Source organism: Pseudoalteromonas sp. Scap06, assembly GCF_013394165.1.
Classification (GTDB): domain Bacteria; phylum Pseudomonadota; class Gammaproteobacteria; order Enterobacterales; family Alteromonadaceae; genus Pseudoalteromonas.
This window is the reverse complement of the sequence record NZ_CP041331.1, coordinates 666,967-692,770: the sequence shown is the minus strand read 5'-3', so window position 1 is coordinate 692,770 and position 25,804 is coordinate 666,967. Positions and strand designations below refer to the sequence as shown.

Genomic DNA, 25,804 nt, shown 5'->3' with positions numbered 1-25,804 from the left:
AAAGAGGAAATTATTATGAAAGCAATAGCTATTAATGGTCATGGTGACGTTAATGTTTTACATGAAATCGAAGTTGATGCGCCAAAACCAAAACGCGGTCACGTCGTAATCGATGTAAAAGCGACAAGTGTTAACCCTGTTGATACTAAAATCCGTCAAGGCAGTGAAGGCACTGCTGGTATGACTTATCCAGCAATCCTTCACATGGATGTATCGGGCGTAATCAGTGAAGTAGGTGAAGGTGTGACTAACTTTAAAATTGGTGATGAAGTATACGGTTGTGTCGGCGGTATCGTTGGCATTCCGGGTACTCTTGCAGATAAGGTTGAAGCTGACGCTGTATTATTAGCACATAAACCTAAAACGCTTAGCTTTGGTGAGTCGGCTAGCTTGCCTTTAGTAGCAATTACAGCATGGGAAGCAATTATTGGTCGAGCTGAAATCCAGCCAAGCGATAGAGTGTTGGTTCATGGTGGTACGGGTGGCGTAGGCCACATTGGTCTTCAGCTTGCAAAAGCACTAGGTGCACATGTTACAACGACTGTTGCAGATGAAGCTCGCGCAGAAATTGCAAAACAACTAGGCGCAGATGAAACGGTACTATTCCCTACAGAAGAGCCAAAGGAATATGTTGAACGACTAACCAATGATCAAGGCTTCGATACGGTATTTGATACAGTGGGCGGGCCCGTTTTACAAAACTCATTAATCGCTGCAAAACTGAAGGGGCATGTTATCTCTACAATTGGTTATGCTGATTATAACTTAACTGAAATGCACTTTAAGGCTCTAAGGTTAGACCTAGTATTTATGGCGATTTCAATTATTCATAACATCGATAGAGAGACTCACGGTGACATTTTACGCCGACTTGCTGGGCTTGTGGATAATGGTCAAGTTAAACCTCTTATCGATAGTGTTTTCCCTTTAACTTTACAAGGAGTTAAAGATGCTCACACTCGTCTAGAGTCAGGGTTAGCCACAGGTAAAATCGTAATCGAGCGTTAAATTTCTGTTATTTAATTAAAGGCTGTGTAAGCAGCCTTATAAACCAAGATAAAGGTTAAAAATGGATAATGAAGTAATGATTGTTGTGGATATTCTATGTGAAACACAACATTACAGCACCGTATTAAATGCAATTTATGAATGTGCGAGTGACAGTATTTTTGAAAGTGGATGCGAGCGTTATGATGTTTTCCCTGATGTTAATGGGTCACAAAGAATCACATTAATTGAAATGTGGCGTGACATAGATACTTTAGAGCAACATAAGACACTGCCGCATTATCTTCAATTACAAAAGTCTTTAGAAGGTAGAGTGCTATCAGTCGATATTAAAACAGCTCGTGTGTTTTAAGGCTTGTGATAAATAAAATATCTTCGCACAATGCTTTGTATATCAGATATTAAAGCATCACTAAGATTTTACTATGAGGGTCTAGGGTTGAAAGTTCTAAAAAGGAAAGACTACTTTGAAGCAAAGTTTTCTCTTATCTTTTAGCCGCACAAGGTGATGAAAGCGCTCAAATTGAACTTACTTATAAATGGGAGCTGAGTATCAAAATACAGGAAAACTTCGGTCATATAGCTTACAGAGTTGAAAATATATACGAGACATACACTCATTTACAGGAACTAGGCATTGAAGTAAATCGATCTCCTCGAGACGGTCAAATGGCTTTTATACGCTCTGCGGATAATATTTTCGTCGAGTTGTTACAAGCAGGTGAGCTGCTACCAAAAACTGAGACTTGGGCTTCAACGCCTAACAATGAAAGTTGGTAGCGTATTTAACAAGTAACCAACGAATCGGTTGGTTTAATTTATATGAGAAAGATAGTATGAAATTTCTATTATTATTCATGACACTAGTTTTCGCGGCTCCAAGTTTTGCTGCGGATAAAATCCTTTTCGTACTGACTAGCCACAATAAAATGGGTTCGTTAGATATGAAAACAGGTTTTTGGTTAGGTGAGTTAACACATCCTTATTACGTCCTTGCTGATGCAGGCTTTGAAGTTGATGTTGCTAGCATTGAAGGTGGAATGGCCCCAATAGACCCTAAAAGTCTAGATTTTTCAGATGAAGATAATGCTAGGTTTATAAATGATAAAAAGCTCATGGCTTCAATTATAAATACAAAAGCGATTGAAGATGTAAACAGTAAAGATTATCAAGCAGTAGTTTATGCAGGCGGTCACGGAACTATGTGGGACTTCTCGAACAATGAACTTATCAATAAATTAACTGTTTCAATATATGAGCGAGGCGGTATTGTAAGCGCGATTTGTCATGGCCCAGCGGCTCTTACAGACGTCAAGCTTAGTAACGGACAATACCTCGTTAAAGGAAAAAAATTAGCTGCATTTACTAACGAGGAAGAGTCAAATGTAGGGCTAACAGAAGTTGTTCCTTTCTCACTACAGGATACATTAATGTCTAAAGGTGCAAAGCACATTTATGGTGCTGCATGGACGGTAAACGTTGTGAATGATAGGCGAGTTATTACTGGTCAAAACCCGCAATCAGCTCGTAAAGTGGGCAAAGAGATTCTGACTGAATTAAAAGGCATCAAATAGATATTTAATTTCAGACACTTATCAATTAAAGGTTTTTAAGTGAATTTCAAGAAAGAATGGGTAGTAGTACATAGTGAAAAATATCTTAATTTTAAATGGCGGTAAATGTTTCGCTCACTCTCAAGGTGAGCTTAACAATTCGCTCACAGCCTTTGCTGAAAACTTCTTTGAACAAAGTAACTGTAATGTTCGTAACACGACTATTGATAAGGGATATGATGTCGATGAAGAAATTTCTAAATGGCTGTGGGCTGACTTGGTAATCTTTCAGATGCCCGCATGGTGGATGGGGCCTCCTTGGACTGTGAAAAAGTACATGGATGAGGTGTTTACCAAAGGGCACGGGAAGTTGTATGAAAGCGACGGTAGGTCTAGAGGTGATATTTCAAAGCAGTATGGATCTGGAGGTTTACTTCACGGTAAAAAGTACATGCTTTCTGTCACGTGGAATGCCCCAATAGATGCGTTCATCGATAGTGAGCAGTTTTTTGAGGGGACTGGGGTAGATGGTGTGTATTTACCCGTGCATAAAGCAAATCAGTTTTTAGGAATGAAGCCACTAGAAACTTTTATTTGCAGCGATGTTATGAAAAATCCCCAAGTAAAAGTCGATATGGAGCGATATAAACTACATTTGGGTGCAGCACTTAAGATCTGATTTAGCATTGTTAAGTATTTTTAAGTAGCTCTACTCTACGGACTTTATGCCTCATAAAAACACCTTGTTCTTACTTACATGGTGTTTTACCTAGATAGTCAGCTAATATATGAAGCTACAGCTCCGTTGCAAGTTATCAACGACTAGTTAATAACTTACTACAGAAAGCGTAAAAAAGTCTTTAAGTTAAAATATGTGGGACATAAGCGATTTTTATGTGAATGTCTGCTTATTTCACAAACCGTACAGAGTCCATGCACTAATTTTGTATTTATACATTAAGGTTTCTTCAGCCTTAATGAAATTAATTTAAATCATTCAACTATTTAACTAAACCTACTTAAATTTAAGGCGAGACTTTAGTTAATAAATCTCAATTTAAGTGCCATACTTCGAATGAAATTCAAACAATTCTCAACCTGCCGCGAATTCTCAACTTAAGTGGCGTTGGCCAAAAAAATGCAAAAAATTCAAATTTTATAAAAAACCAATTGATAACTATTTTCGTTTAGATTAATATAAACCCACTAAATAAAATTGAGAGTTGTTTGTATTCATGTATGTTTGTCTTTGTCACGGTGTGACCGATAAAAAAATTGAGCAAACCATCGACGATGGTGCTACTACCATGCGCGAGCTAACTAAAGAGCTTAAAGTGGGCAGCCAATGCGGTAAGTGTTGTTGCTGTACTAAAAAGATCCTCAATCGTAAACTGATTCAAATTGCAGATATAACCGATCAAGTGGCTTAATAGTAATTTATAAAAGTAGGCCCTATCTAAACGAATTGGTATAACATTTAAAAAATTAAACATAAAAAAAGCAGCCTTAGCTGCTTTTTTTGTATTTATAACTTTAACCTACAATTGCGATTGTAAGTAGTTTTCAAGCCCAGTGTTTTTGATCAGCAGTTGCTGTGTTTCTAGCCAATCAATTTGCTCTTCTTGCTCATTTAAAATGTTATCGAGCGCTTCACGGCTAATGTAATCTTTTTTACTTTCAGCTAGTTTAATCGCAGCACGTAGCTCATCTACTGTATCAAGTTCAAAGCTCATGTTAGCGGCAATCATTTCTTCGCTGTTTTCACCAATGCGTAAGCGTCCTAAATCTTGAAGGTTAGGCAGGCCTTCTAAAAATAAAATACGCTCAATTAAACGATCGGCGTTTTTCATTTTTTGTATCGATACTTTGTAATCAGCTTTGTCTAGTTTACTAAAACCAAAATCTTTAAACATGCGTGCATGTAAAAAGTATTGGTTAATACCCACAAGCTCATTAGCAAGTACTTTATTTAGTGCTGCAATAACGTCTTTATCGCCTTTCATAATATAAGTCCTTATTCGCCCATTTGAGCTTGGTGATAGTTTTGAGTGCCAATTTTGTCAATCAGACCCAGTTGTTGCTCTAACCAGTAAACGTGATCTTCTTCGGTATCAAATAATAGCTTTTCTAAAATTTCACGAGATTGATAATCTTGCTGTTGTTCACAGATAGCAATAACCTCTTTAACACACTCAACCACTTCAAGTTCTAAGGTTAAGTCGTTTTGCATCATGCTTTTTACATCGTCACCAATTAACAGATCACGACGTTTAGTCATGTTTGGTACGCCTTCTAAAAAAAGAATACGCTTGATTAGCCAATCAGCGTGATCTTTTTCTTCTTCCATTTCATGGTTAAGACGCTCATAAAGTTTGTTTAAGCCCCAATCGTCGTACATACGAGAATGAATAAAATACTGGTCAATAGCAGCTAATTCGTTAGCTAACAATGTATTGAAGGCGTCGATTACTTTTTGATTACCTTTCATAGCGCTTATCCTAAAAATTCTAATTGTGGCTAGTCTAGTATATAGGCACAGAATTGCAAGTAATTTACTTATAAATCATATGGTTAATATTGAGTTTGATTCTCGTTTAAGTTTGCATTGCTGGTTAATAAATGGACAAGTTGTTATTTGTATTTTAGATCAGCAAGTTAGTTGAGGGTATAAGCGCGTTCATACCGTAAAAGTATGAACGCGTAAGTGATCAAAATTGATAAGTAACACCCACTGTGGCCGTTGTACCTAAACCTTTAATGTTGTATCCACCATAGGTGTAAGATTGCGCACGGGCAGGGAAGTAGTCTTGATTAAATAGGTTTTCTATCCCGATAAAACCTTGCCAGTTGTCTGCAAACTGATACTGACCGCTTAAATTAAAAACCGTGTAGTTATCGACAGGCCCCTGATCGCCAACATATTTACCATTATCATTAGGAGCAAAGCGTTTTCTATCACCCACATACAAGTAACTTAATGTTAGTGACAGGGTGTCCGTAGGTTGCCAGTTAAGGTTGGCTGTGGCTTTTGGTGGACTGATTTGCTTAGAGCCTAAATATATATCTGCTTCAGTATTTTTACCTTCTACATAACTATACGTTGCCAGTAATTTAAGAGATGGGTTTATGGTGTAGTCTACTAAGGCTTCATAACCCCAAATTTTTTGAGGTGCTCTAACCGGTTCATAAACACCCGTTACTTCATTAAATTTGTTTGTAGTGCCAAGCTCAGAGGTGCTTCGATATGCTGCGACTTCTAAACGAACTGCATCAAATTGAGAGTTAAAACCAATTTCATAATTATCGATAATTGAAGCTTGTGTTTGAATAAGGCCTATATCATTTACTGTAGCAGAGCGAAGTAGGCGGCCAATATCAGATATATCAGATCCCTGTGAGTAGTTTAAAAAGGGGCTGAATCTTTCATCTAGATTGTATTTGATGCCCACGTTATAGGTTGTAGCATTGTAATCAACTGTGTCGCCTTTTACGCTAATTGGCACAGAGCATTGCGTGGCTGTTTTACATAATTTAAGCGTGCGATAATCGTCTACGCTAAGGTCGATATTTTCTTTGCGTACACCGGCCTTTATTATTAAGTCATTAGCAATAACCCACTTAGTTTGTAAAAAGCCCGCGACACTTTTCATGTCCATTTCTGGCACCCAAACCCGGCCATCAACTAGCGGTTGTGCAGTCACATCATTTAATGCATCAATTCCGTAAATAAATGACGCTTCAACTGAGTCAAAGTCAACCTGGGTATTAAAAGTTGCTCTGGCGCCTTTTTTTTCTGAACTTATAACGGATTGACCACCTTGATAATTCTCATCAGGATTGGCAAGGCTTGGAGAGAAGAAAAACACATTTTCTATATCTTGCGTATAGAGGTCTAACGTCATTTGTGTGTTTTCAAGCAGTGCGTAGTCGGTGTATTTTAAGGTTATATTTTCGTTGCCTTCTGGCCCTTGGGGTTTACCTTGTTTTTGCAATTCTGACGGCACATGAATGGCGTAGGTTTTTTCTCCTAGGCTCATATCACCAACAACATCGCCTAAATCGGTTTTTTGTTGTGAACTAAAGTAGTTATAACTAAATTGGAGTTGCTTTTCATCATCAAAGTCATAGCCAAGCTTAGTGAAGTAATTTTGTGTAACGGCATCAGATAAACCATATTGTAAACCGAGAATATCGCCTTGCGAATCGCGTTGTACACCGTTTTCTTCATAGCTTGCAGTTACTAAGTAGCTAAATTTATCGGCACGACCATTCAATGCAGCAGATACCCTTGCGCCGGCGCTTTCTTCGAGTTTTACCGCACTAAAACGACTCGATAAGCTTATTTCACCTTGGGTTTGGCCATCGCTTTGTGCTTGCTTGGTAATATAGTTAATAATTCCGCCTGATGCGCCGTTACCATAAATCGACGTTGCTCCTTTAATGACTTCTATTCGACCTATTGCGCTTGGATCTAAGGTTTTTACGCCTAATGATCCGTTACGCAGTGGTGTTGATTGTGGCACGCCATCAATCATGATCAGTGGGGCGCGTCCGCGTAGAGTTTGTCCTGAATTACTTGAGCTTCCAGTATCTGGAGCAAGGCCAGGAACCATTTGTGCTAAAAGGCTTTGTAATTCTGGATTAACTTTTAAATGTGCTTCTATTTGTTTTTGACTAATAATAGTTATGGAAGCAGGGACCTCATCAATACTTTCAAAAACACGACTCCCCGAAACAATAACGTGCTCCATTTCTGTTTGATTTAAATTTCTTTGGATCGTTGATTCGTCTGCAATACTGGCGCCACTGACTATTAATGCTATTAAGCTCAGAGATGTTTTAAACATGCGGGTCCTTCGTTTGAATGGTTTAAGTGTATTAATGATGGGCGCAATATTAAGAGTAATTTAAAGTAAACGCAAGGTTAATGATAATCATTTCTATTTGTGTTTTAGGTGCTGGTAGGGATTTGAATATAACGTTGTGTTAAAAATAGATGTTTTACTCGTACCGATAGTGGATTATTGTTAGCAGGCCTTCTGCGTTATGTTGCACAAGGCATTAAAATAAAGATGCGTTCAGCTTTAATTACAAGGCACCTTGTAGAATCACACCGAGGTTAATAGCACTCAATTACGCAGTGCTCAATTGCAAATTCATCATGTAAATAGTTTTTGATGGCGTTAAGCTCAATAGGGGTATCTGTTTGCATCACAATTTCACAGTGAGTAGTAGTATCGTCCAGTTGCCATGCTTTTATAGATTTTATTTGCGTAATGGCAAACTGTTGCAGTAATTTTTTGCTGATAAGTTGCTGGTCAAAACCAATGGGGGCTGCTTGCATTAAAATACTGCAGCTCGCTTTAAGTAATAATACACCATGATAAATAACATATAGTGATATTAAAATGGTCGCTATTAAATCAACTACATACCATTGATATAAAATAATTAAAGTACCCGCAATAATAACGACTATTGATGCCATTGCATCCGATACGTTATGAATAAACGCTGCCTTTATATTCATATTGTTTTTAGCGCCAGCTTTATAAGTTAACAACGCAGTGACTAAATCAATGAGTAGCGCAAATGCAGCAACCCACACAATAATCCAACCGTTAATTGGTTGGGGGTTTAAATAACTATTTATCGCTTCAAAAATTAAATAACCACCGATGACTATTAACGTAGTGCTATTAAAAAGGGTTGCTAGTATCTCTGCACGTTTGTAGCCAAAATGATGGGTTGTATCAGCCTGCTTATTGCCAATTTTTCGAGCAACGAGGGCGATAAAAATAGAAGCCGCATCACTTAGGTTATGTAGAGCATCGGCAATTAATGAAAGACTGCCAGAAAATACGCCGCCAACAACTTGCACTACAGTCAGTAAAACATTTATAAATACGGCAAGAGTGAGCTGTTTATCACTTTGGTTATCATCAACGTGACTGTGTGTGTGACCATGACCCATTTTAGTTAAACTCCCTTATTGCTTTACTTTTTTATCATAATGACAACTTTTAACCATTTATAAAAGCGCTGTTTTAATTTGTTTTTTAGATACCCTAATGGCTAAATTTAAATAAGCCCGTGATAGTTACGTATTGAATATAAAAACGATATGCTAGGGTACAAATAAATGTATTAATGGCTTAAGTTATCATAATTATTTAGGCACTTTTTATTTTAAATTTAATAGGCATAAAAGCAGTTTTTAAAGGATCAATAACAATGAACACAGCAATAGAAATTCGCGATGCACAGCCAAGTGATGCTAAAACAATTCTGCATTTTATTAATGAGCTTGCCATTTACGAAAAAGAGCCAGATGCAGTTAAAACCAATGAGCAAGCCATTTTAGATACACTTTTTTGCGACGGCGCAACAGCGCACAGTTTAATTTGTTTACAAGATGGTGAGCCGATTGGTTTTGCAGTGTATTTTTACAACTACTCTACTTGGTTAGGTAAAAATGGTCTCTATTTAGAAGATTTATATGTTAGCCCAGATAGCCGTGGAAATGGTGCCGGTAAAGCAATCATGAAAGAGCTGGCAAACAGAGCAATAAGCAAAGACTGTGGCCGCTTTGAGTGGGTAGTGCTTGATTGGAATAAACCCGCGATTGATTTTTATAATAGCATGGGCGCTGAGCCTCAGAATGAATGGATTATATATCGTTTAACGGGTCAGGCATTGATTGATTTTGCAAACAAAGATTAGTACCGAATATGGCCAGTATTATATCTAGTTTTTGTTAAGCTAAGCGCTACATAATTTATAAGAGCAATTTATGGTTAATCAGCATTGGCAAAAAGCGCGTCAGAGCCGCGATGCGCGTTTTGATGGGCTTTTTTATGTAGCGGTAAAAACCACAGGTATTTATTGTCGGCCAATTTGCCCTGCGCCCACTGCGCATGAAAAAAATGTAACTTACTATCAGTTTGCGCACTCTGCTGCGCAAGCAGGGTTTAGGCCTTGTATACGTTGTAGGCCCGATAGTGCACCAGGTAGTGCTGCTTGGCTGGGATCAAAAACCACGGCATTGCGTGCTAAACAGTTAATTGATCAATATAACGAGTGTGATTGTGAAGTACTTGCCGCGCGTTTAGGAATAAGCAGCCGCTATTTAAGGCGGCTTTTTTCTCAATATTTTGGTCTTTCAGTTACTCAATATCGGTTATTTAACCAATGCCATTTTGCAAAAAAATTGATTCAAGAAACCAGCTTACCGCTTACCGAGATAGCGTTTGCCTCCGGCTTTAAAAGTGTAAGACGATTCAATGATGCTTTTTTAAAACAACTTAATATTGCGCCCTCAGTGCTCAGAACCGCCAAGCACCCAACTGATCTTGGGCTGACCTTAATTTTGCCTTTTCGTCCGCCGTATAACTGGCAGGCATTGCATGGGTTTTTAGCAAAACGACTAATAGAGCCAATAGAGTGGTTATCGCCAACCAGTTATGGGCGTACTTTTACTTATAAATCGTGTAGAGGCCGCTTTAATGCTGAATTTATTGCAGATAAACATCATTTTCGGGTGCAAATCGATATAGATAATACGCAATATTTACAGCCAGTTATTAACAACATTCGCCGTGTACTTGATTTAGATGCAGATACTTATTTAATTGAGGCGCATTTAAACGAGCATATTAATAATGCATTTCCACTTACTAAAGGCTTAAGGTTACCAGGTATTTGGTCAACCTTTGAAGCGGGTATTCGCGCTGTGTTAGGTCAGCAGGTGAGTGTGACTGCGGCGCACAATTTAGTGACTCAATTGGTGCATCAGCTTGCAGATCAGCAAGAAGGAAATGTGTACTTTCCAGCACCTAAAGTAGTGGCAGGCAGTGACTTTACTTTTTTTAAAATGCCGCAGGCACGTAAAAATGCACTGCATAATCTTGCTGATTTTTGTGCTACTCATCCCGAGGAGGATGATTTAGACCAATGGCTTACTTTAAAAGGAATTGGCCCTTGGACGGTTAATTACGCAAAACTGCGCGGTCAAAGCCAACCCGATATTTTACTTGATGGTGATTTAGGGGTTAAAAAAGCCCAAGCGGCAGCAAGCTCGTTTGAATCTGCGAACTGTGCACCATTTCGATCTTACTTAACTTTTCAACTTTGGCAGCAATTATGATAGTGCAAACCAGTTTACCCAGCCCGATTGACGATATTATTATTCAGGCAACTGAAAACGGTATTAGTTATGTGGGGTTTTATCCACCGACCAGTTATATTAGTACCCCTTTAAATAAGGTGACTAATTCACATGTTTTATCTTGTGTGGCACAGCTTAACGAGTACTTTGCTCATACGCGTACTGAGTTTGATTTAGAGCTTGATACTGGCGGCACACCATTTCAGCAAAGCGTATGGCAGGCATTACAAAGCGTACCGTTTGCTAAAGTGGCAACCTATAAAGATATTGCCATACAATTAAATAATCCTAAAGCAGTGAGGGCGGTGGGGGCTGCAAATGGTAAAAATCCAATCAGTATTATTGTGCCGTGTCACCGCATCATTGGTGCAAATAAAAAGCTAACTGGTTATGCAGGTGGCCTAGAGCGCAAGCAATGGTTACTAGAGCATGAAGCAAAATAAATAACCTGAACTCCGGCTAATAAATCCATCTCAAGCAGCTATTTTCAGCGCTAACTGCGTTGAATTTACTTGCATTAGGCGAGCTATTGACGCGTAATTTCGCCTTGTTTTCACTAAAAATCGCTAGCTAGAGAAAAATAAGCACAAATATCATTTTTGATTCAAAATGTTAGTAAATCTCTTAACCAGAGTTCAGGTTAAATAAAATAGCGTTTCCAAATTTGTATTCTCTGCACTTTAGGGTAGCATAAGCGCACTTTTTATTTGAAGGCACGGCCATGGCGCAATTATACTTTTACTACTCTGCAATGAATGCAGGTAAATCAACCACTTTATTACAATCAGCATTTAATTATAAAGAGCGTGGTATGGAGCCGGTGATCCTCACCGCTGCCATTGACGATAGAGCAGGAGTGGGCAAAGTATCCTCACGTATAGGCCTTCAAGCAGATGCACATATTTATGATGCTAATAAAGATGTATACGAGCTAATTAAATCGCTCAATAGTGATAAAAAACGCCATTGTGTGCTCGTGGATGAATGTCAGTTTTTATCTAAAGATCAAGTTATGCAGCTAACCGATGTAGTCGATGAATTAGGTATTCCCGTATTGTGTTACGGCTTAAGAAACGACTTTAGAGGTGAGTTATTTAGCGGCTCGCAATATTTACTTGCTTGGGCTGATAAGTTAATAGAACTTAAAACGGTATGTCATTGTGGGCGTAAAGCAAATCACGTATTACGTACCGATGAAAATGGCGAGGCTATTGCCGATGGCAACCAAGTAGAAATTGGCGGCAACGACCGTTATGAGTCGGTGTGCCGCAAACATTATAAAGCCGCGTTAAATATGGGCCGTTAAGGCTTTTATAAAGGTATCAATATCCGCTTTAGTAATACCTAAATGGGTTACTAGCCTAAGTTGCTTACTTGGGCTAAACACAATGTCTTGTGCTTTTAAATCGGCTGCTAGTTTTGTGATGTTTATGCTGTTATCAAACGTAGCGTAAACCATATTTGTGGTATTACTCATATTTACGTTAAAGCCTGAAATTTCACTTAACTGTTTTGCTAAATAACGCGCGTTAGCGTGGTCATCGACTAAACGTTGCGTGTTATTTTCTAAGGCATATTGCCCTGCAGCAGCTAATATACCCACTTGGCGCATACCACCGCCAAGCACTTTTCGCCAGCGTCTTGCTTTGGCTATCAATGCTGTTGAACCAAGCAATAATGAACCAACAGGTGCACCTAACCCTTTTGATAAACAAATAGATACAGAGTCAAAATGTTGGGTTATTTCTTTAATATCAACGTTAAGCTCGGCAGCGGCATTAAAAGCGCGGGCACCATCTAAATGCAGTGCTAAGTTATGTTGATTAACAAATTCGCGGGCTTTGAGTAAATAATCAATACCCAGTACTTTACCACCTATGGTGTTTTCAAGGCTTAACAGGCGGGTTTTTGCAAAGTGGCTATCATCGGGTTTAATTGCTGCAGCAATTTTAGTAAAACACAAACTACCATCGGCTTCATTTTCAATAGGCTGTGGCTGAATAGAGCCTAAAACGGCAGCGCCACCGCCTTCAAACTTGTAGTTATGAGCACTTTGGCCACATATATACTCATCGCCACGTTCACAATGGGCCATTAATGCAAGCAGATTTGTTTGTGTGCCTGAGCTACAAAAAAGTGCATCTTGCATATTAAAACGTAATCGAGCATAAGCTTCTAATTGGTTTACACTTTCATCATCACCATACACATCATCGCCAACGGGGGCATGATACATAATGTCCCGCATTTTGCTGCACGGTTTTGTTACTGTATCTGAGCGAAAATCTATCATGAGGTGTCCTTATGTGGCTTTTATGCTAATTCTTCACAAATTTGTTCACGGGTGGCCTTATCAAAATAGCTCCATGCAATAAAGCGACTGACTTTTTGCCCTTGTGCCATTTCAACAATTTTAAATTCACTAATAGGCTGTTGTTTTAGCTGTGCTTGTAAGGCTGCCAGAGTTTCTTTTTTAGAAACCAACGAGGTAAACCAAATTACTTGGTCACTGTAATCACTGCTTTCTTTAATCATGCTAGAAATAAAGGCCAGCTCACCACCTTCACACCATAGCTCATTGCTTTGTCCTCCAAAATTAAGTGCTTGCGAAGGCGCTTTGCCTAAGTTTTTCCATTTGCGTTCACTGCCTTTATTGGCTTCTTCTGCACTGGCGTGAAATGGCGGGTTACACATCGTTAAATGATACAAATCTTTCGCATTAATCACCCCTTTAAAAATATGTTCAGGATTTTTTTGTTGTTTAAGCGTTATTTTTAAATCATTAAACTGAGCGAGTTGCTTGGCTATTTTGATTGCTGCAGAGTCTATATCGCTGCCAGTAAAGTGCCATTGGTATTCGCTACTGCCCGTTAGCGGGTAAACTAAGTTAGCGCCAGTGCCTATATCAAGCACTTTAATTTGTCGGCCAGTGGGAATAACCTGCTGATTATCTTCGCTGAGTAAGTCAGCTAAGTAATGAATATAGTCAACTCTACCTGGAATAGGTGGGCATAAATTGTGCTCAGGAATGTCCCAAAAGTTAATGTTGTAATGACTTTTTAATAGCGCCTGATTCAAGGTTTTTACAGCTAAGTTATTACTAAAATCAATACTTTGATTGCCTGCTGGAGTCGTAATTAAAAAAGCAGTTAACGAAGGGGTTTGCGAGGTAAGCAAATTAAAATCGTAACCATTTTTGTGTTGATTGCGCGGATGTAATTTAGAACGAGTTGATTTTGCTTTCATGAGGCTTTTTTAACAACAGGAATAAAAGCCAATAGTAACAAATACAGACAGAAAAAGTGCATAATTTTCCCTTTGGCTTACCAGTTATTACTGGTAGGATGAGTTGTTAGCAATTATAAGGAATTCGCTTTGGCAGTTACTCAACAGTCTGTTTTTATTAAATTAGGTAACCATCAAACACTGCATTTGCGCCGTATCGCAAACCAGCAGCCAAGTGGGCCTGTGGTGCTATTAATTCATGGCGCGGTAGAAAATGGCAAAATATTTTACACTCATAGCAATAAAGGGTTAGCGCCTTTTTTAGCTGAACAAGGGTATAGTTGCTACGTAGCTGATTTACGCGGGCGTGGTGAAAGTAAGCCTGCCATTTGTAAACAAGCACGTTATGGACAAACTGAGGCGATTGTTGAGGATATTCCGGCATTCATTGAAAAAATTGAACAGTTAGAGAGTAAAAAACCTGACTTTTTAGTTGCTCATTCTTGGGGGGGGGTGTTGCTTAATAGCGTGTTTGCTCGCTTCCCTGAGTTGATAAACGATGTAAAAGCGTGTGCCTATTTTGGTTCAAAGCGTTCGCTATTTAATAACCACCCAAAAAAATTATTCCAGGCCAATTTGATTTGGTATTTTATGGCACCAATTTTAGCGAAAAAACACGGTTATTTACCGGCAAAACGCTTAAAGTGGGGCAGTGATGATGAAACTCAAAAGTCGCATTACCAAAGTATGCAGTGGGCCAAGCAAAAGCCATGGATAGACAGTGATGACGGCTTTGACTACGCTAAAACATTAGCAAATCTTACGCTTCCTCCAACGTTACATATTGCGGCAGTAAAAGATAAAGCATTGGCACAGCCTATCGATATTCAAAAATTTATTGATGAGTCAGGTACTGGGGTGCAAAAGATGCAAATATATGGCCGCCGCTTTGGGCACAAAGTAGATTACGACCATATAAATATGCTTACTCACCCTCAGGCACGTCAAGAACAGTTTATGGATGTGCTTAACTGGTTTGAGGCAACGAGAGCAAATTAAGTAAAGGGGCTTCATAACGCTGCCACTTATCAAGGCTTTTGTTATTTACAGGTTGCCTGATGGCATGTTTACTAAGCGTTGTAACGGCGCTTTTATTTTTGTAAAAGTCTAAACAAGTGTGTTCAAATTCGCAGCCCGTAAAACTCAATAGTGCGGTTAACTGTTCCTTGGGATTTTCAATTAACTGCTCGTAACTTAAATTATAAATAGCTAAGCGGTTAAATTGCTGCCAATGGCTCATCAGTTTTTCATAAAGCTGATGGTACAAAGTAAACTGATTTAAATCACAAAAATAGGGTTCGTTTTCAGCAAAGTAATTAGTAAACACTGAAAAGGCGGTTGCGTGAAAGTTGCGGGTCAGGTTAATAAACTTAGCATCTGGGAATAAAATATAAATTAGCCCTAAGTTTTGATAGTTGCTCGGCAGTTTATTGATCACAAATGGGCAGTTGCCTCCAAAAGAGCTTAACGTATCTAAATAAATATCTCTGGCTTGGTTAATTAAAGGCGTTGTTAGTTTAGCTAAACATTGAGGGTAGCGTAATCCTGTTTTATGTTCTAAAAAAGCAACTACCTTATTACTAATACTGGTGTCCTCTCCAAGCGTTGCCCATTGACTGTGCCCTGCTAACATTTGCTCAAGTAAGGTTGAACCGCTTCGTGGCATGCCAATAATAAACACGGGTGTGACAGGGTACTGTTTGTTTAGTTTTGCTAAATTGAGCACACTTTCATTGTGATATTCAATAAGTTGATCATAAAACCCAATTAAATCCTCAGTATTAAATTCACTGAGTTTACGTTGTTGCTGATTGGCAATAACAAAGTAATTAAATGCTTGATCAGTATCATCTAACTTGTCGTAACTTTTAGCTAAAGCATAGTAACAGACCATTTTTAAGCGTAGGTTATTTGTTTGCGTTAAAAAATGGTGTAACTGATCAATGTAATTATTTGCTTTATTAAAGCGCCCTAATTGTACCAATTCAAATAAAACATAAGCCGTAACCGGTGCTATCCCAAGCTTTAATGCCTCCTCAAATGTGGCCTGCGCTTTATCAAGCTCGCCAAAGTTTAAATAGTGCTGAGCTAAATAATAATGAGTGTCTGGGTTTTCTGTAGCAATACTGGCTGCGTATTCGAGTACTTTTTGCGCATCTTCAGGGGAGTTGACCGCATTAAATGCATCACTTAGTGCATATAAGGGTTCTAATACATAGGGTAGATGCTGACACGCCCGTTGTAGTATATACACAGCGGCATCAAATTGTTCTAAACGCAATGCTACCTTACCTAGGCCAAATAGGGCGTCACCATTGTCTGGCTCTGATTGTAAAAGCGTTTTGTAATGAAACTCAGCTTCTCTAAGCTTGTTTTGTGATAATAACTCATTTGCTTTTTTTAGTAGCATAATACAACAAATATTCTTTTTATTTACTATAACCCTAACGCCATAAAAAATGCGAGTGTAATGGTCATTTTAAATGGGTTTATAGAGGGTAATAAAAAGGCGAAATGCATTACACATTTCGCCTTTTCTTGTTGTTAACACATTTTAGAAAGTATAGGTTGCTTTAGCGTAGTAAAAACCACCATTAATACCGTATGGAGAAGTTTCGTAGTACTTACCACCCCAATTGTTATTAGGTGCTACGGTAAAATCAAGTTTCTCTGCTTCTTGGTCCAGTAGGTTTTGTGCACCGACTGAGAAACTGATTGAGTCATTCATAAAGTAAGTTACTTCAACATCTAATGTTACTGCTGCATCAGCTATTTTAGCGGTTTCATCATAATCTACGTGAACACCTTGGTACTCACCAAAGTAATTAAGGCGAGAAAATGCTGAAAAGCTTTCCCATTGCTGTGCCCAGCTCAGTGTTGCACGGTGATTAGGTAAATCATTTTCAAGACGGCTTACTTTAAATGCTCCTGTGATATCACTTGAGCGTGTTACTTCTGTTTCATTCCAGTTGTACGCTAAGCTAAATGTAGAACTACCATTGAATAATTCAGCTGAGTAGTTAGCCACTAAGTCAACACCTTGAGTAGTGGTATCAAAGTCATTGGTAAAGAAACTAACTTGCGCTAAGTTTTGTACGTTAGGTACACCGGCAGCTTCGAGCGTGTCTTTATCTGCTTGGCTAAGTTCTATTTTATCTGACTGACTAATACGATCATCTACTTGGATGTTGTAGTAATCAACTGTTAAGAATAAATCGCCCATGGTGTATACCGCACCAAAGGTATAGCTTTGTGATTCCTCAGGCTCAAGTTCAGTACCACCAAGTTGAATAGCAATTGGGTTTGTAGGTGGTAACAAAGCTGAATCTACCAGTACACCACTGCTTAAGTTAGTTTGTACGTTACTAACATTCGCTTGGCCTACGGTAGGTGCACGGAAACCGGTGCTAATTGAACCTCGAATATTCAGATCATCAGTAAGGTGGTATTGACCCATTAACTTATAGTTAGTGGTTGAACCAAAGGTATCGTAATCTTCGTAGCGAAGCGCTAAGCCCATTAAGAACTCTTCAGTAAATGGCGCTTCAATATCAATGTAAGCTGCATAGTTTCGACGGTCGTATTCGCCTGCATCTGATGGTTTAAATCCAGGGAAACCGTTAGAACCAATACCAAAACCTTGATCAGTTAGTGGGCCAGCTATAAACGAAGCTTCATCGCCTGATACCACGGTAAAGGTTTCTTCATGCCACTCTAAACCACCGGCAATGTTTACATCGTAAGCTAAGTCAAAGTCAAAACCCTTTGAAATATCAAAATTAAAGTTTTTCTCTAATTGTTCATATTTACCTGGGCTAAAATCACGCGGGCTATCTGGACCCAATGATGCATTGATTGTGTCGTATATAAAGTAGCGAGATTCGTTATACCCTACAGTACCGCTTAAATCATAGTAAGCGCCTTCTAAAAAGCCGCCAGTAAACTCGCCTTTAGTACCAATAGTGAGTGACGTATCTGTGATATTGCCACCAAAGTTTGGTGTAAAACCGCCCGGAAGCATTTCGTTAAATGCGAAACAATCAGGGTTGTTTGCTACACCATTAATGTAGTCAGGGTTATCAAGAACGTTGTCATCAATCATGATTGTTGGACAATTACCGCTCATGTCGCCGGTTAAATCACCAACAAGGAGTGTTTCGCCACCATCATTTGAGTATGCACCAGGGCGAGTATGCGGGTTACGGTAATAAAAACCACCACGTACATCACGTTCAGAATAGTTACCAAACATATAAAATTGTGAGTCATTAGTTAGCTCTAAACCAACATTACCAAAGATAGAGATGTCGTCATCAACCTCTGGTGCACCCCATACTTGGGTGATTGGAGCAATGTCGGGAACACCAGCTGCATCAAGTGCTGCGGCATCCGGTCTTTGTACCGAGCGGCTAGTCGCATCGGCTGTTTTGTACTGAAAGCTTAAATTTGCAAAACCGCTATCGGTAAACGGTAAACCCACATTACCTGAAATTTGGGTTGTATCACCGTCGCCTTCGTAATATTGGCCTTTTCGAACTTCAAATGACCCGCCTTCCGAGGCATCTTTAAGTTGGAAGTTTAAAACCCCAGCAATTGCATCAGAACCATATTGTGCAGCAGCACCATCGCGAAGTACTTCTACTTGTTTCAGTGCAATACTTGGAATAACTGAAATGTCGGCACCTTGCGCACCATCATTAATACCACCACCTAAAAAGGCAATAACTGAAGCGCGATGACGACGTTTGCCGTTAAGTAAGATTAATGTGCTATCTGAAGGTAGTCCGCGTAAGTTTGCAGGGCGCACTAGTGAAGCGGCATCACTAATTGGCATTGAGTGAACGTTTAAAGAAGGAATAGCCCCTTTTAACAGCTCTAGCATATCAGTATTACCTGATTTGCTAAGTTCTTCACCACCGATGATATCGATAGGAACAGGTGAGTCACCAATAGAGCGGGGCGCAGAGCGCGTACCTACTACGGCAATTTTTTCTACATTTTTGTTTACTTTAACTTCTGTTTGCTCTTCTTGAGCAATTGCTGAACCAGAAACAAACAAGCCTGCGGCTGTTGTTGCTAGAGCAAATTTGATGGCCTGTTGAAGCGCGTTGCTTTTTAATTTCATTCTAAATATCCCCAGTTAGAATTGATTTGTATAGTCTATTACTGACTTATTATTGTGGACATTTCACGTTCAATGGGGAGCAAATATAGCTAACTCACTCCTAAAAGCTTAATTAATTAAGCGCACCTCCTGTGAGTCCTCGAAATAGACTATAGATAAAAAAACTAAAGAGGGCAATGGGAAATTAACCACTATTTAACAAGTTGAAACAAATGATTTATCTAAAAATAACGCAGAGTTAATTGCAGCTAGGGCGAGAAAAGGAGGAAAAAACAGACATTGATACATAATGACTAACTAAATAAGTTAATTTAGTCATTTTATATTATTGAATTAAATTGATTTGCTGTTGATATTTTCACCATGATGTTTTTTCCACGCTGCCAGCTTTTCTTTATATTCATCCCACACACAAGGGCAGCAACTGCCGCCGCCACAGCATTCATCAGATTTTGGTCTTTCGGGTTTAGTTTCGGGGCGATTTTTTTGCATTTTTTATTACAAAAGTGGAAAAAAGGACACCTAGAATAAATGATTGAACAAAGCGTGTAAATTATTCTTTGTGAACTTAGAGCGCTGTGTGAGAATACAGGCTATGCGATTATATAAAGTCATTCATCGTGCCCCCTGGCGGGTTGCTAAAATTAGTAAAAAGCGACAGCAACTGCGTTTTCGCCGTGCTATGGTCGCGCTTAAAATAGCCCTTGCTCAAGAAAGGCAAGAAACCAAAGAGATGCTAATAACCTACAAGCGTTATACTCAAGGGCAAACAAACAAAGCAGAGCTAAAACGCGCCAATGAGCAGTTTGTTGATATTTTAAAAGGGTTGGGGCTAGGCATTTTTGCGTTATTACCTTTTGCACCATTAACTATTCCATTGGTTGTTAAGCTAGGGCAGTTAGTGGGTGTTGATGTTTTGCCGAGCTCTTTTAGTATGAATAAGCCTATGAAAGAAATTGATCAAGAAATTACTCAACAAAACCAACAGCAAGACTCAACTCCCTCCGAAAAGAAGTAAGCTAGTTAGAGTATAATTAGCTATACCTTTTAATAGTGCTTATTGTTATGCTAGGACATCAATTTCTATTATGTGAGTCATTAATGAGCGCTTTACTTTGTCATACCTCTTCAGGTATCCCTCTATCTTTTGTTGTTAAAAATGAATTAACAGACTGGCTTACTCAGCAACCGAGCTTTGTGCAGCAGTGGCTTGCAAATACCGATTTTGAAAAGTCAGGGCTGGCGTTAATACCAAACGCAGAAACGGGTGAACTAAGCCAAGTATTTTGTATTATGCAACGAGCTGATGATTTTTGGGCCGCTGGCGAGCTTGCAAGTAAATTACCTAAAGGATGCTATCAAATTCAGGGTGATGAATCGTTAGTTTCTCAACTTGCTTTAGGATTTGTGTTAGGTGGTTATGAGTTCAGTGAGTATAAACAAAAAGCCACAGCTAAAGCTCAGCTTGGCATTGCTGATAAAACATTATATGAACAAGTAAAACAACAAGCAGATGCAATTAATCTAGCCCGTGATTTAGTAAATACCCCCGCTGCTGATATGATGCCGCAGCACTTATCACAGGTAATGAGCGATTTAGCTGATACATTCGACGGCGAGTTTACTCAATGGGTAGGTGATGAGTTATTAGAACAAAATTACCCAACTATTCATATGGTAGGCCGTGCAAGTGAAAACAAACCGCGTTTACTCGATTTGAAGTGGGGTGCGATTGATGCGCCGCTAATTACATTAGTAGGTAAAGGTGTATGTTTTGACTCAGGTGGACTGGATTTAAAACCAAGTTCAGGCATGCGTAACATGAAAAAAGACATGGGCGGGGCCGCACATGTTATTGCCTTAGCACAACTAATTATGGCCGCTAACTTACCAATACGTCTTCGCGTGTTAGTCCCTGCGGTTGAGAATGCCGTTTCGCGTAATGCATTTCGCCCAGGCGATGTAATAAAAACACGTAAAGGTATTATGGTCGAAATAGATAATACTGATGCAGAAGGGCGACTAGTTCTGTGTGATGCGCTAAGCGAAGCACAAAACGATGATCCTGAATTAATTATTGATTTCGCTACTTTAACTGGCGCGTGCCGTGTTGCTTTAGGGACAGAACTGCCAGGCTTTTTCTCAACGGAACGTGATGTAGCTAATGCGATTATGGATTCGGGGATGCAAGTTAACGACCCTGTTTGGCAATTACCGTTATTCGAGCAATACACCCCATTTTTGAAAAGCGATGTGGCTGATATGACTAACTGTTCAAGTACGCCATATGGTGGCGCAATAACCGCTGCGCTTTATTTGAAAGAATTTGTAGAGCCAAACACACCATGGGTTCATTTTGATGTAATGGCATGGAACTTACGAGCATTACCAGGGCGCCCTGCAGGTGGTGAAGCTCTGGGTATTCGTGCAGTATTTACTTACCTACAAAATCGATTTAACTAACCTAACTAGGGTTAACTAAATCAAACATACCTTGCCTTGAGTTATTTGATGTTAAAGCGCATATAACTCAAGGGGTAAACCATCTGGATCGGCAAAAAAGGTGAATTTTTTGCCGGTAATTTCATCCACTCTTATTTCTTCTACGTCGATTCCATGCGACTCTAAATACGTTTTACTGTTTTCTACACTACTAACCTTAAATGCTAAATGTCTAAGTCCTTGTGCTTCGGGGTAGCTTGGTCTACTTGGCGCATCATTAAACGAAAATAATTCTAACTGACTGCCATCAGGTAAAGCTAAATCGAGTTTGTAAGACTGACGCTCTGCTCGGTAGTGCTCATTAATAATCGTGAGTTTTAATATTTCACTATAAAAATCTTTAGAGCGTGGGTAGTTGCTACAAATGATGGCTACATGATGAATGCCTAGTAGTTGCATATATTTTCCTTAAAAAGCAAAAAGCGCACTGCTTTCAGTGCGCTTTTTATCAATACATATTTGCTTGGGGTAATGTTAGCTTTTAGCCAGGCTCTGCGTCTTTACACGCTTTTACAGCTGGTGCAACAAGCTCTAAACCTGTTTTATCACACGGTGGAAGCATAGCATCGCTAACAGCAATGGGTGTTACTCGCTCGCCCCATTTGATATAGCTTGCCGCCCACGTTAGGCCTGCTCCAAATGCAGCCGACATAATATTGGCATGCGGCTTAATTAAACCTTGCTCAACGGCTTCGCACAGCGCAATGGCAATCGTCGCAGCAGAGGTATTACCGTATTCGCCAATGTTAACCATTACTTTGCTGTCTTCAACCTTTAAACGGTTTTGAATTGCTTGAATAATGCGCAAATTAGCTTGATGTGGCACAAGTACGTCTATATCGTCTAACTTAAGGTTTGCCTGTTCAAGCACGTCGTCACAGGCTTCACTCATGCCTTTAACCGCACGTTTAAATATTTCACGACCTTCAAATAAAAGATCTGATGGGCCAATTGGCTCATATTTATTTAAATCACTGCCGAAATTAGTAATGTGTAAAATATCACGATCTTCGCTGTCACAGCCGGTTTTAGTCCCTAATAAGCCTGCAGGTGTTTCTGCTGCTTCAAGCACAACGGCACCGGCACCATCACCAAATAAAACAGCACTGTCGCGTCGTGCCCAGTTTACATACCACGTCATGCGTTCAGCGGCAATAACTACGGCTTTTTTGATCATACCGGCCTGAATTTGCGCAGTCGCAGCTTGTAAAGCATATAAAAAACCAGAACATGCTGCATTGGTGTCCATGGCTGCAGCGCCTGTGGCACCGATATTTTTTTGTACCAATGAAGCGGTGTTTGCCACTACAGTTGACGGCGTGCACGTTGCTAAAATAACTAAATCGATGTCTTTTGCATCTATACCTGCACAAGCAATGGCATGTTTTGCAGCTACACTAGCAAGCTCGGCGGTAGTTACATGGCTTACTCTACGTGCTTTGATACCGGTACGCGTGGTGATCCACTCATCGGTGGTATCTACAATTTCACTTATTTCGTCGTTGCTGATGCTAGCTGGTGGAATGCATTTCCCCCAACCAGTGATATGTGCGTAAGGCATAGTGTGTTCTCTTAAAAGTGGTATGACGTGTTCGTCTAATGAGTACGTTATAACAAAAATTAGCTATTAACACTAGTTTATAGCAGCTATAGGGCTGTAATCACTGCTTTTTTACCAATTGTTTGTTGCATTATTAGTGAAAGGTTAATTATTGGTTTTTACTTTGTAAACCAAAAAGCATGTAGCTTAGGCGCTTTTTTCCAAGTTAGTCCATCGCGCTTTAGTGCTTACAAAAAACAACCGCCTTATCCGCGATGTATGCTTGAGTGTAGCTAAGTCAGAGTCTAATATGAGACGGTTTAGTGTATAATAAATGCAATAAAAAAAGCATGTTAATCATAAATAATAAAACCCAGTGTATTCAGGAACTCTATCGTGTTAATTAAAACCGACCCAGCTATTAGCCGATTATTAATGCTGCGCAGTGGTGCCATTGTTGTCCAGCTTATTACGGTACTCAGTGTATATTTTTTATTGGAACATCAAATTGCACTTATGCCGTTGTTAGGGGTTATTGCTGTTGAGGCGGTTTTTCAGTTAGCCAGTGTATTTGCCTACCGGCATGTAAGCCAAGCAAAGCCAATTGGCATGCTAATGCAATTGACCGCCGATGTGCTTTTTTTAACCATTTTGTTGTCTTTAAGCGGGGGTGCCACTAACGCATTTGTGTCGTTACTATTGTTGCCTATTATGATAGCTGCCATTACATTAAGCGCTCGAGGGCTTGCCTATATCGCTATATTGGCGATTGCCGCTTATAGCTTATTATTAATTAGAATGCCCGAACACAGTATGCACCAAATGAACATGAATGGTCATTTTATTGGTATGTGGGTTAACTTTGTTATAAGTGCTTGCGTAATAGCGCTAGTGATAGGGGCGATGAACCGCGCTTTGCAGCAGCGTGAGCGCACTATTGCGAAGGTTAGAGAAAAACAGTTGCGCAATGAACAACTGGTTACACTTGATGGCGCTGCGGCGCAAATTACTCATCAATTAGCAACACCGATTGCTAATTTACAATTATTGTTTGAAGAGCTTTTAGAAGAGCATCCCGACAATGAAGTTATTCAGCAAATGCAAACGCCGCTATTGCAATGCCGCACTCAGCTTAACGACTTTAGAAATCTCTCAATGCAGTTACGGGATCAAAACACTCAAGCACCCATTAAAGCAGAGCAGTTGCAAAATCAAATTCATGATACGTTACTATTACAATATCCTAATCAACAAATAAACTGGTTTAACGGGGCACCTGAAGCCACATTACAAAGTGACGCTATGCTGCTACCTGCAATTTTAAATTTATTACAAAATGCAGTACTTGCTAATCAAAAGCACGGCCAAGTGCAACTTGAACTAAGTTGGCAGCAACCTGACGCACAAAACATTGCGTTAATTATTCGTGATTTTGGTGCTGGCTTTTCATCCTCAGAGTTAGCGGAGTTAGGTGGGCATTTAATGCCTAGTGAGCAAGGCATGGGGATCGCAGTTATGTTATCAAATGTGACGTTTGAGAGGTTAAATGGCTCGCTAACGGTATATAATCATCCCGAAGGCGGAGCGGTTGCAAAGATAACAATGCCACTATTAACAGCAGAGACAAAAGCATGAAGCTACTTATTGTTGAGGATGATATTAATTTAGCGACGACGTTAGCACGTCGGCTAACTAAGCACGGGTTTAATTGCGAGATCGCACATAATCACACTGATGCACTTCTAAGGGCTCGTCAGCAACAGCCTAACTGTATTTTATTAGATATGAAGCTGGCCGATGAGAATGGACTGTCGCTGATTGCACCGCTGCGCCATTTACTCACACATGCTCATATTGTATTGCTCACTGGCTTTGCAAGTATAGCAACGGCGGTAGAGGCGATGCGCTTAGGGGCTAATGACTATTTAACTAAGCCTGTTGATATGGCAAGTTTATTAAAAGCACTCAAAGTTGAGGTGGCAAGTACGGCAGCAACTGAAATTTCAGAGGGGGTTATGTCGCCCGAACGTTTAGAGTGGGAGCATATTCAACATGTTTTACACAGTAATAACGGTAATGTATCAATGACCGCTAGGCAGTTAAATATGCATAGGCGCACCTTGCAGCGTAAGCTACAAAAAAAGCCAGTGCAGCAGTAGTTTAGTACTTAATTTGTGAAAAGTTTTATGAGCGATGATTCCGCGGCATTAATGTTAAATCAAAAAATTATATTATTTGATGCGCAATGTAAGCTTTGTAGTGCGTGGTGTAATTTTATTATAGCTCACGATCCGACCATAAAATTTAAATTGTGCAGCGTGCAATCGCCGGCAGGGCAAACGCTACTTGCTCAATTTGGTTTTTCCACTACCAATTTTACTTCGATGATTTATATAGAAGCACAAAAGCCATTTACCCGTAGCCAAGCCGTTTTTCGGGTGTTCAGCCAGTTAAGTTATCCGTGGAAGTTGCTTAGCGTATTTAAGTTATTACCACGAAGGCTGACTGATTGGCTTTATAACAAAGTGGCTAAAAACCGTTATACATTATTTGGTAAATACCAACACTGTCGAATTCCTCTGCAAAAAGATGAAGAACACTACTTATAGCCACATTTTTAGCAA

28 protein-coding genes are annotated in these 25,804 nt (G+C 39.5%); 17 read left to right on the top strand and 11 right to left on the bottom strand.

Features of this window, described 5'->3' with window-relative positions:
* Nucleotides 1–15: 15 nt before the first annotated feature.
* The 7 genes from FLM47_RS18555 to FLM47_RS18535 all read left to right on the top strand — a co-directional run bounded on the left by FLM47_RS18555 (nt 16) and on the right by FLM47_RS18535 (nt 3,991).
* The gene (locus tag FLM47_RS18555; protein ID WP_178957365.1) at nt 16–1,008 is read left to right on the top strand and encodes a zinc-binding dehydrogenase; all 993 of its coding nucleotides are present in this window, start codon (nt 16–18) and stop codon (nt 1,006–1,008) included.
* Between the two features lie 61 nt (nt 1,009–1,069).
* Entirely contained in the window at nt 1,070–1,360 is a 291-nt protein-coding gene (locus FLM47_RS18550; RefSeq protein WP_178957363.1) for a putative quinol monooxygenase, read from the top strand.
* Between the two features lie 30 nt (nt 1,361–1,390).
* Nucleotides 1,391–1,504, top strand: coding sequence for a VOC family protein (locus tag FLM47_RS19005; RefSeq protein ID WP_372239240.1), 114 nt, complete (start codon nt 1,391–1,393; stop codon nt 1,502–1,504).
* 26 nt (nt 1,505–1,530) lie between these two features.
* Nucleotides 1,531–1,788 carry a VOC family protein gene (locus FLM47_RS19000; protein ID WP_372239242.1) on the top strand — a complete coding sequence of 86 codons (258 nt, stop codon included), beginning with the start codon at nt 1,531–1,533 and terminating at the stop codon, nt 1,786–1,788.
* Between the two features lie 56 nt (nt 1,789–1,844).
* The gene (locus FLM47_RS18545) at nt 1,845–2,582 is read left to right on the top strand and encodes a type 1 glutamine amidotransferase domain-containing protein (protein ID WP_218648507.1); all 738 of its coding nucleotides are present in this window, start codon (nt 1,845–1,847) and stop codon (nt 2,580–2,582) included.
* A gap of 73 nt (nt 2,583–2,655) precedes the next feature.
* Complete coding sequence (locus FLM47_RS18540; protein WP_178957361.1) at nt 2,656–3,240, top strand: NAD(P)H-dependent oxidoreductase; 585 nt, start codon at nt 2,656–2,658, stop codon at nt 3,238–3,240.
* A gap of 556 nt (nt 3,241–3,796) precedes the next feature.
* A complete protein-coding gene (locus tag FLM47_RS18535; protein WP_010389142.1) occupies nt 3,797–3,991 on the top strand; it encodes a (2Fe-2S)-binding protein in 195 nt (64 codons plus the stop codon).
* A 108-nt stretch (nt 3,992–4,099) separates the two neighbouring features.
* On the opposite strand, the gene bfr (FLM47_RS18530) is transcribed toward FLM47_RS18535, so the two are convergent.
* From bfr (FLM47_RS18530) to FLM47_RS18515, 4 genes are all read right to left on the bottom strand, one after another.
* Complete coding sequence (bfr, locus tag FLM47_RS18530; RefSeq protein WP_008112262.1) at nt 4,100–4,564, bottom strand: bacterioferritin; 465 nt, start codon at nt 4,562–4,564, stop codon at nt 4,100–4,102.
* Between the two features lie 11 nt (nt 4,565–4,575).
* Nucleotides 4,576–5,049, bottom strand: a complete 474-nt coding sequence (bfr, locus tag FLM47_RS18525; RefSeq protein ID WP_013463107.1) for a bacterioferritin — start codon at nt 5,047–5,049, stop codon at nt 4,576–4,578.
* Nucleotides 5,050–5,269: 220 nt separating this feature from the next.
* Complete coding sequence (locus FLM47_RS18520) at nt 5,270–7,408, bottom strand: TonB-dependent receptor (RefSeq protein WP_178957359.1); 2,139 nt, start codon at nt 7,406–7,408, stop codon at nt 5,270–5,272.
* A 272-nt stretch (nt 7,409–7,680) separates the two neighbouring features.
* The gene (locus FLM47_RS18515; protein ID WP_178957357.1) at nt 7,681–8,535 is read right to left on the bottom strand and encodes a cation diffusion facilitator family transporter; all 855 of its coding nucleotides are present in this window, start codon (nt 8,533–8,535) and stop codon (nt 7,681–7,683) included.
* 260 nt (nt 8,536–8,795) lie between these two features.
* Between FLM47_RS18515 and FLM47_RS18510 the strand changes: the two genes are divergently transcribed.
* The 4 genes from FLM47_RS18510 (at nt 8,796) to FLM47_RS18495 (ending at nt 12,034) form a co-directional block, all read left to right on the top strand.
* Entirely contained in the window at nt 8,796–9,284 is a 489-nt protein-coding gene (locus FLM47_RS18510) for a GNAT family N-acetyltransferase (protein ID WP_178957355.1), read from the top strand.
* A gap of 70 nt (nt 9,285–9,354) precedes the next feature.
* Nucleotides 9,355–10,707, top strand: coding sequence for a DNA-3-methyladenine glycosylase 2 family protein (locus FLM47_RS18505; protein WP_178957353.1), 1,353 nt, complete (start codon nt 9,355–9,357; stop codon nt 10,705–10,707).
* Complete coding sequence (locus tag FLM47_RS18500) at nt 10,704–11,171, top strand: methylated-DNA--[protein]-cysteine S-methyltransferase (protein ID WP_138626956.1); 468 nt, start codon at nt 10,704–10,706, stop codon at nt 11,169–11,171. Before FLM47_RS18505 ends, FLM47_RS18500 begins: the two co-directional genes overlap by 4 nt.
* Nucleotides 11,172–11,449: 278 nt before the next feature.
* Nucleotides 11,450–12,034, top strand: coding sequence for a thymidine kinase (locus tag FLM47_RS18495; protein ID WP_178957351.1), 585 nt, complete (start codon nt 11,450–11,452; stop codon nt 12,032–12,034).
* Here the strand turns inward: FLM47_RS18495 and ltaE are convergent.
* Together ltaE and rlmF are read right to left on the bottom strand one after the other, a co-directional pair.
* Nucleotides 12,017–13,021, bottom strand: coding sequence for a low-specificity L-threonine aldolase (ltaE, locus tag FLM47_RS18490; protein ID WP_178957349.1), 1,005 nt, complete (start codon nt 13,019–13,021; stop codon nt 12,017–12,019). The two genes, FLM47_RS18495 and ltaE, sit on opposite strands and share 18 nt — an antisense overlap.
* A gap of 20 nt (nt 13,022–13,041) precedes the next feature.
* Nucleotides 13,042–13,974, bottom strand: a complete 933-nt coding sequence (rlmF, locus tag FLM47_RS18485) for a 23S rRNA (adenine(1618)-N(6))-methyltransferase RlmF (RefSeq protein ID WP_178957347.1) — start codon at nt 13,972–13,974, stop codon at nt 13,042–13,044.
* A 129-nt stretch (nt 13,975–14,103) separates the two neighbouring features.
* Between rlmF and FLM47_RS18480 the strand changes: the two genes are divergently transcribed.
* Nucleotides 14,104–15,012, top strand: a complete 909-nt coding sequence (locus FLM47_RS18480) for an alpha/beta fold hydrolase (protein WP_178957345.1) — start codon at nt 14,104–14,106, stop codon at nt 15,010–15,012.
* Here FLM47_RS18480 and FLM47_RS18475 read toward each other — a convergent pair.
* The 3 genes from FLM47_RS18475 to FLM47_RS18465 form a co-directional block, all read right to left on the bottom strand.
* Nucleotides 14,981–16,423: a sulfotransferase gene (locus FLM47_RS18475; protein WP_178957344.1), complete on the bottom strand. Its 1,443-nt coding sequence runs from the start codon at nt 16,421–16,423 to the stop codon at nt 14,981–14,983. The two genes, FLM47_RS18480 and FLM47_RS18475, sit on opposite strands and share 32 nt — an antisense overlap.
* 144 nt (nt 16,424–16,567) lie before the next feature.
* On the bottom strand, nt 16,568–19,138 hold the full coding sequence (locus FLM47_RS18470; RefSeq protein ID WP_178957342.1) for a TonB-dependent siderophore receptor: 2,571 nt from the start codon (nt 19,136–19,138) through the stop codon (nt 16,568–16,570).
* A 333-nt stretch (nt 19,139–19,471) separates the two neighbouring features.
* Entirely contained in the window at nt 19,472–19,630 is a 159-nt protein-coding gene (locus FLM47_RS18465; RefSeq protein ID WP_178957341.1) for an oxidoreductase-like domain-containing protein, read from the bottom strand.
* A gap of 103 nt (nt 19,631–19,733) precedes the next feature.
* Here FLM47_RS18465 and FLM47_RS18460 point away from each other — a divergent pair, with 103 nt between their 5' ends.
* Nucleotides 19,734–20,156, top strand: a complete 423-nt coding sequence (locus FLM47_RS18460) for a hypothetical protein (protein ID WP_178957339.1) — start codon at nt 19,734–19,736, stop codon at nt 20,154–20,156.
* 83 nt (nt 20,157–20,239) lie between these two features.
* Nucleotides 20,240–21,601, top strand: a complete 1,362-nt coding sequence (locus FLM47_RS18455; protein ID WP_178957337.1) for a M17 family metallopeptidase — start codon at nt 20,240–20,242, stop codon at nt 21,599–21,601.
* A gap of 51 nt (nt 21,602–21,652) precedes the next feature.
* On the opposite strand, the gene FLM47_RS18450 is transcribed toward FLM47_RS18455, so the two are convergent.
* Both FLM47_RS18450 and FLM47_RS18445 read right to left on the bottom strand, forming a co-directional pair.
* Nucleotides 21,653–22,039, bottom strand: coding sequence for a VOC family protein (locus tag FLM47_RS18450; protein ID WP_178957335.1), 387 nt, complete (start codon nt 22,037–22,039; stop codon nt 21,653–21,655).
* 82 nt (nt 22,040–22,121) lie between these two features.
* Nucleotides 22,122–23,201 (bottom strand): ketoacyl-ACP synthase III, encoded by a 1,080-nt coding sequence (locus FLM47_RS18445; RefSeq protein WP_178957333.1) that lies wholly within the window; start codon nt 23,199–23,201, stop codon nt 22,122–22,124.
* A gap of 375 nt (nt 23,202–23,576) precedes the next feature.
* On the opposite strand from FLM47_RS18445, the gene FLM47_RS18440 reads away from it, so the two are divergent.
* The 3 genes from FLM47_RS18440 to FLM47_RS18430 are packed head-to-tail and all read left to right on the top strand — an operon-like array spanning nt 23,577 to nt 25,789.
* Nucleotides 23,577–24,815 carry a HAMP domain-containing sensor histidine kinase gene (locus FLM47_RS18440; RefSeq protein ID WP_178957331.1) on the top strand — a complete coding sequence of 413 codons (1,239 nt, stop codon included), beginning with the start codon at nt 23,577–23,579 and terminating at the stop codon, nt 24,813–24,815.
* Nucleotides 24,812–25,339: a response regulator transcription factor gene (locus FLM47_RS18435; RefSeq protein WP_178957329.1), complete on the top strand. Its 528-nt coding sequence runs from the start codon at nt 24,812–24,814 to the stop codon at nt 25,337–25,339. Before FLM47_RS18440 ends, FLM47_RS18435 begins: the two co-directional genes overlap by 4 nt.
* 27 nt (nt 25,340–25,366) lie before the next feature.
* A complete protein-coding gene (locus FLM47_RS18430) occupies nt 25,367–25,789 on the top strand; it encodes a thiol-disulfide oxidoreductase DCC family protein (protein ID WP_178957328.1) in 423 nt (140 codons plus the stop codon).
* The last annotated feature ends 15 nt before the right edge of the window (nt 25,790–25,804 follow it).

Coding starts and splice junctions, on each gene's coding strand:
- FLM47_RS18505 (WP_178957353.1), top strand. CDS start 9,355: ATGGTTAATCAGCATTGGCAAAAAGCGCGTCAGAGCCGCGATGCGCGT.
- FLM47_RS18460 (WP_178957339.1), top strand. CDS start 19,734: ATGCGATTATATAAAGTCATTCATCGTGCCCCCTGGCGGGTTGCTAAA.
- FLM47_RS18435 (WP_178957329.1), top strand. CDS start 24,812: ATGAAGCTACTTATTGTTGAGGATGATATTAATTTAGCGACGACGTTA.
- FLM47_RS18535 (WP_010389142.1), top strand. CDS start 3,797: ATGTATGTTTGTCTTTGTCACGGTGTGACCGATAAAAAAATTGAGCAA.
- FLM47_RS18500 (WP_138626956.1), top strand. CDS start 10,704: ATGATAGTGCAAACCAGTTTACCCAGCCCGATTGACGATATTATTATT.
- FLM47_RS18470 (WP_178957342.1), bottom strand. CDS start 19,138: ATGAAATTAAAAAGCAACGCGCTTCAACAGGCCATCAAATTTGCTCTA.
- rlmF (WP_178957347.1), bottom strand. CDS start 13,974: ATGAAAGCAAAATCAACTCGTTCTAAATTACATCCGCGCAATCAACAC.
- FLM47_RS18475 (WP_178957344.1), bottom strand. CDS start 16,423: ATGCTACTAAAAAAAGCAAATGAGTTATTATCACAAAACAAGCTTAGA.
- FLM47_RS18545 (WP_218648507.1), top strand. CDS start 1,845: ATGAAATTTCTATTATTATTCATGACACTAGTTTTCGCGGCTCCAAGT.
- FLM47_RS18495 (WP_178957351.1), top strand. CDS start 11,450: ATGGCGCAATTATACTTTTACTACTCTGCAATGAATGCAGGTAAATCA.
- FLM47_RS18555 (WP_178957365.1), top strand. CDS start 16: ATGAAAGCAATAGCTATTAATGGTCATGGTGACGTTAATGTTTTACAT.
- FLM47_RS18550 (WP_178957363.1), top strand. CDS start 1,070: ATGGATAATGAAGTAATGATTGTTGTGGATATTCTATGTGAAACACAA.
- FLM47_RS18450 (WP_178957335.1), bottom strand. CDS start 22,039: ATGCAACTACTAGGCATTCATCATGTAGCCATCATTTGTAGCAACTAC.
- FLM47_RS18445 (WP_178957333.1), bottom strand. CDS start 23,201: ATGCCTTACGCACATATCACTGGTTGGGGGAAATGCATTCCACCAGCT.
- FLM47_RS18465 (WP_178957341.1), bottom strand. CDS start 19,630: ATGCAAAAAAATCGCCCCGAAACTAAACCCGAAAGACCAAAATCTGAT.
- FLM47_RS18515 (WP_178957357.1), bottom strand. CDS start 8,535: ATGGGTCATGGTCACACACACAGTCACGTTGATGATAACCAAAGTGAT.
- FLM47_RS18430 (WP_178957328.1), top strand. CDS start 25,367: ATGAGCGATGATTCCGCGGCATTAATGTTAAATCAAAAAATTATATTA.
- ltaE (WP_178957349.1), bottom strand. CDS start 13,021: ATGATAGATTTTCGCTCAGATACAGTAACAAAACCGTGCAGCAAAATG.
- FLM47_RS19005 (WP_372239240.1), top strand. CDS start 1,391: ATGCTTTGTATATCAGATATTAAAGCATCACTAAGATTTTACTATGAG.
- FLM47_RS18510 (WP_178957355.1), top strand. CDS start 8,796: ATGAACACAGCAATAGAAATTCGCGATGCACAGCCAAGTGATGCTAAA.
- bfr (WP_008112262.1), bottom strand. CDS start 4,564: ATGAAAGGCGATAAAGACGTTATTGCAGCACTAAATAAAGTACTTGCT.
- FLM47_RS18455 (WP_178957337.1), top strand. CDS start 20,240: ATGAGCGCTTTACTTTGTCATACCTCTTCAGGTATCCCTCTATCTTTT.
- bfr (WP_013463107.1), bottom strand. CDS start 5,049: ATGAAAGGTAATCAAAAAGTAATCGACGCCTTCAATACATTGTTAGCT.
- FLM47_RS18520 (WP_178957359.1), bottom strand. CDS start 7,408: ATGTTTAAAACATCTCTGAGCTTAATAGCATTAATAGTCAGTGGCGCC.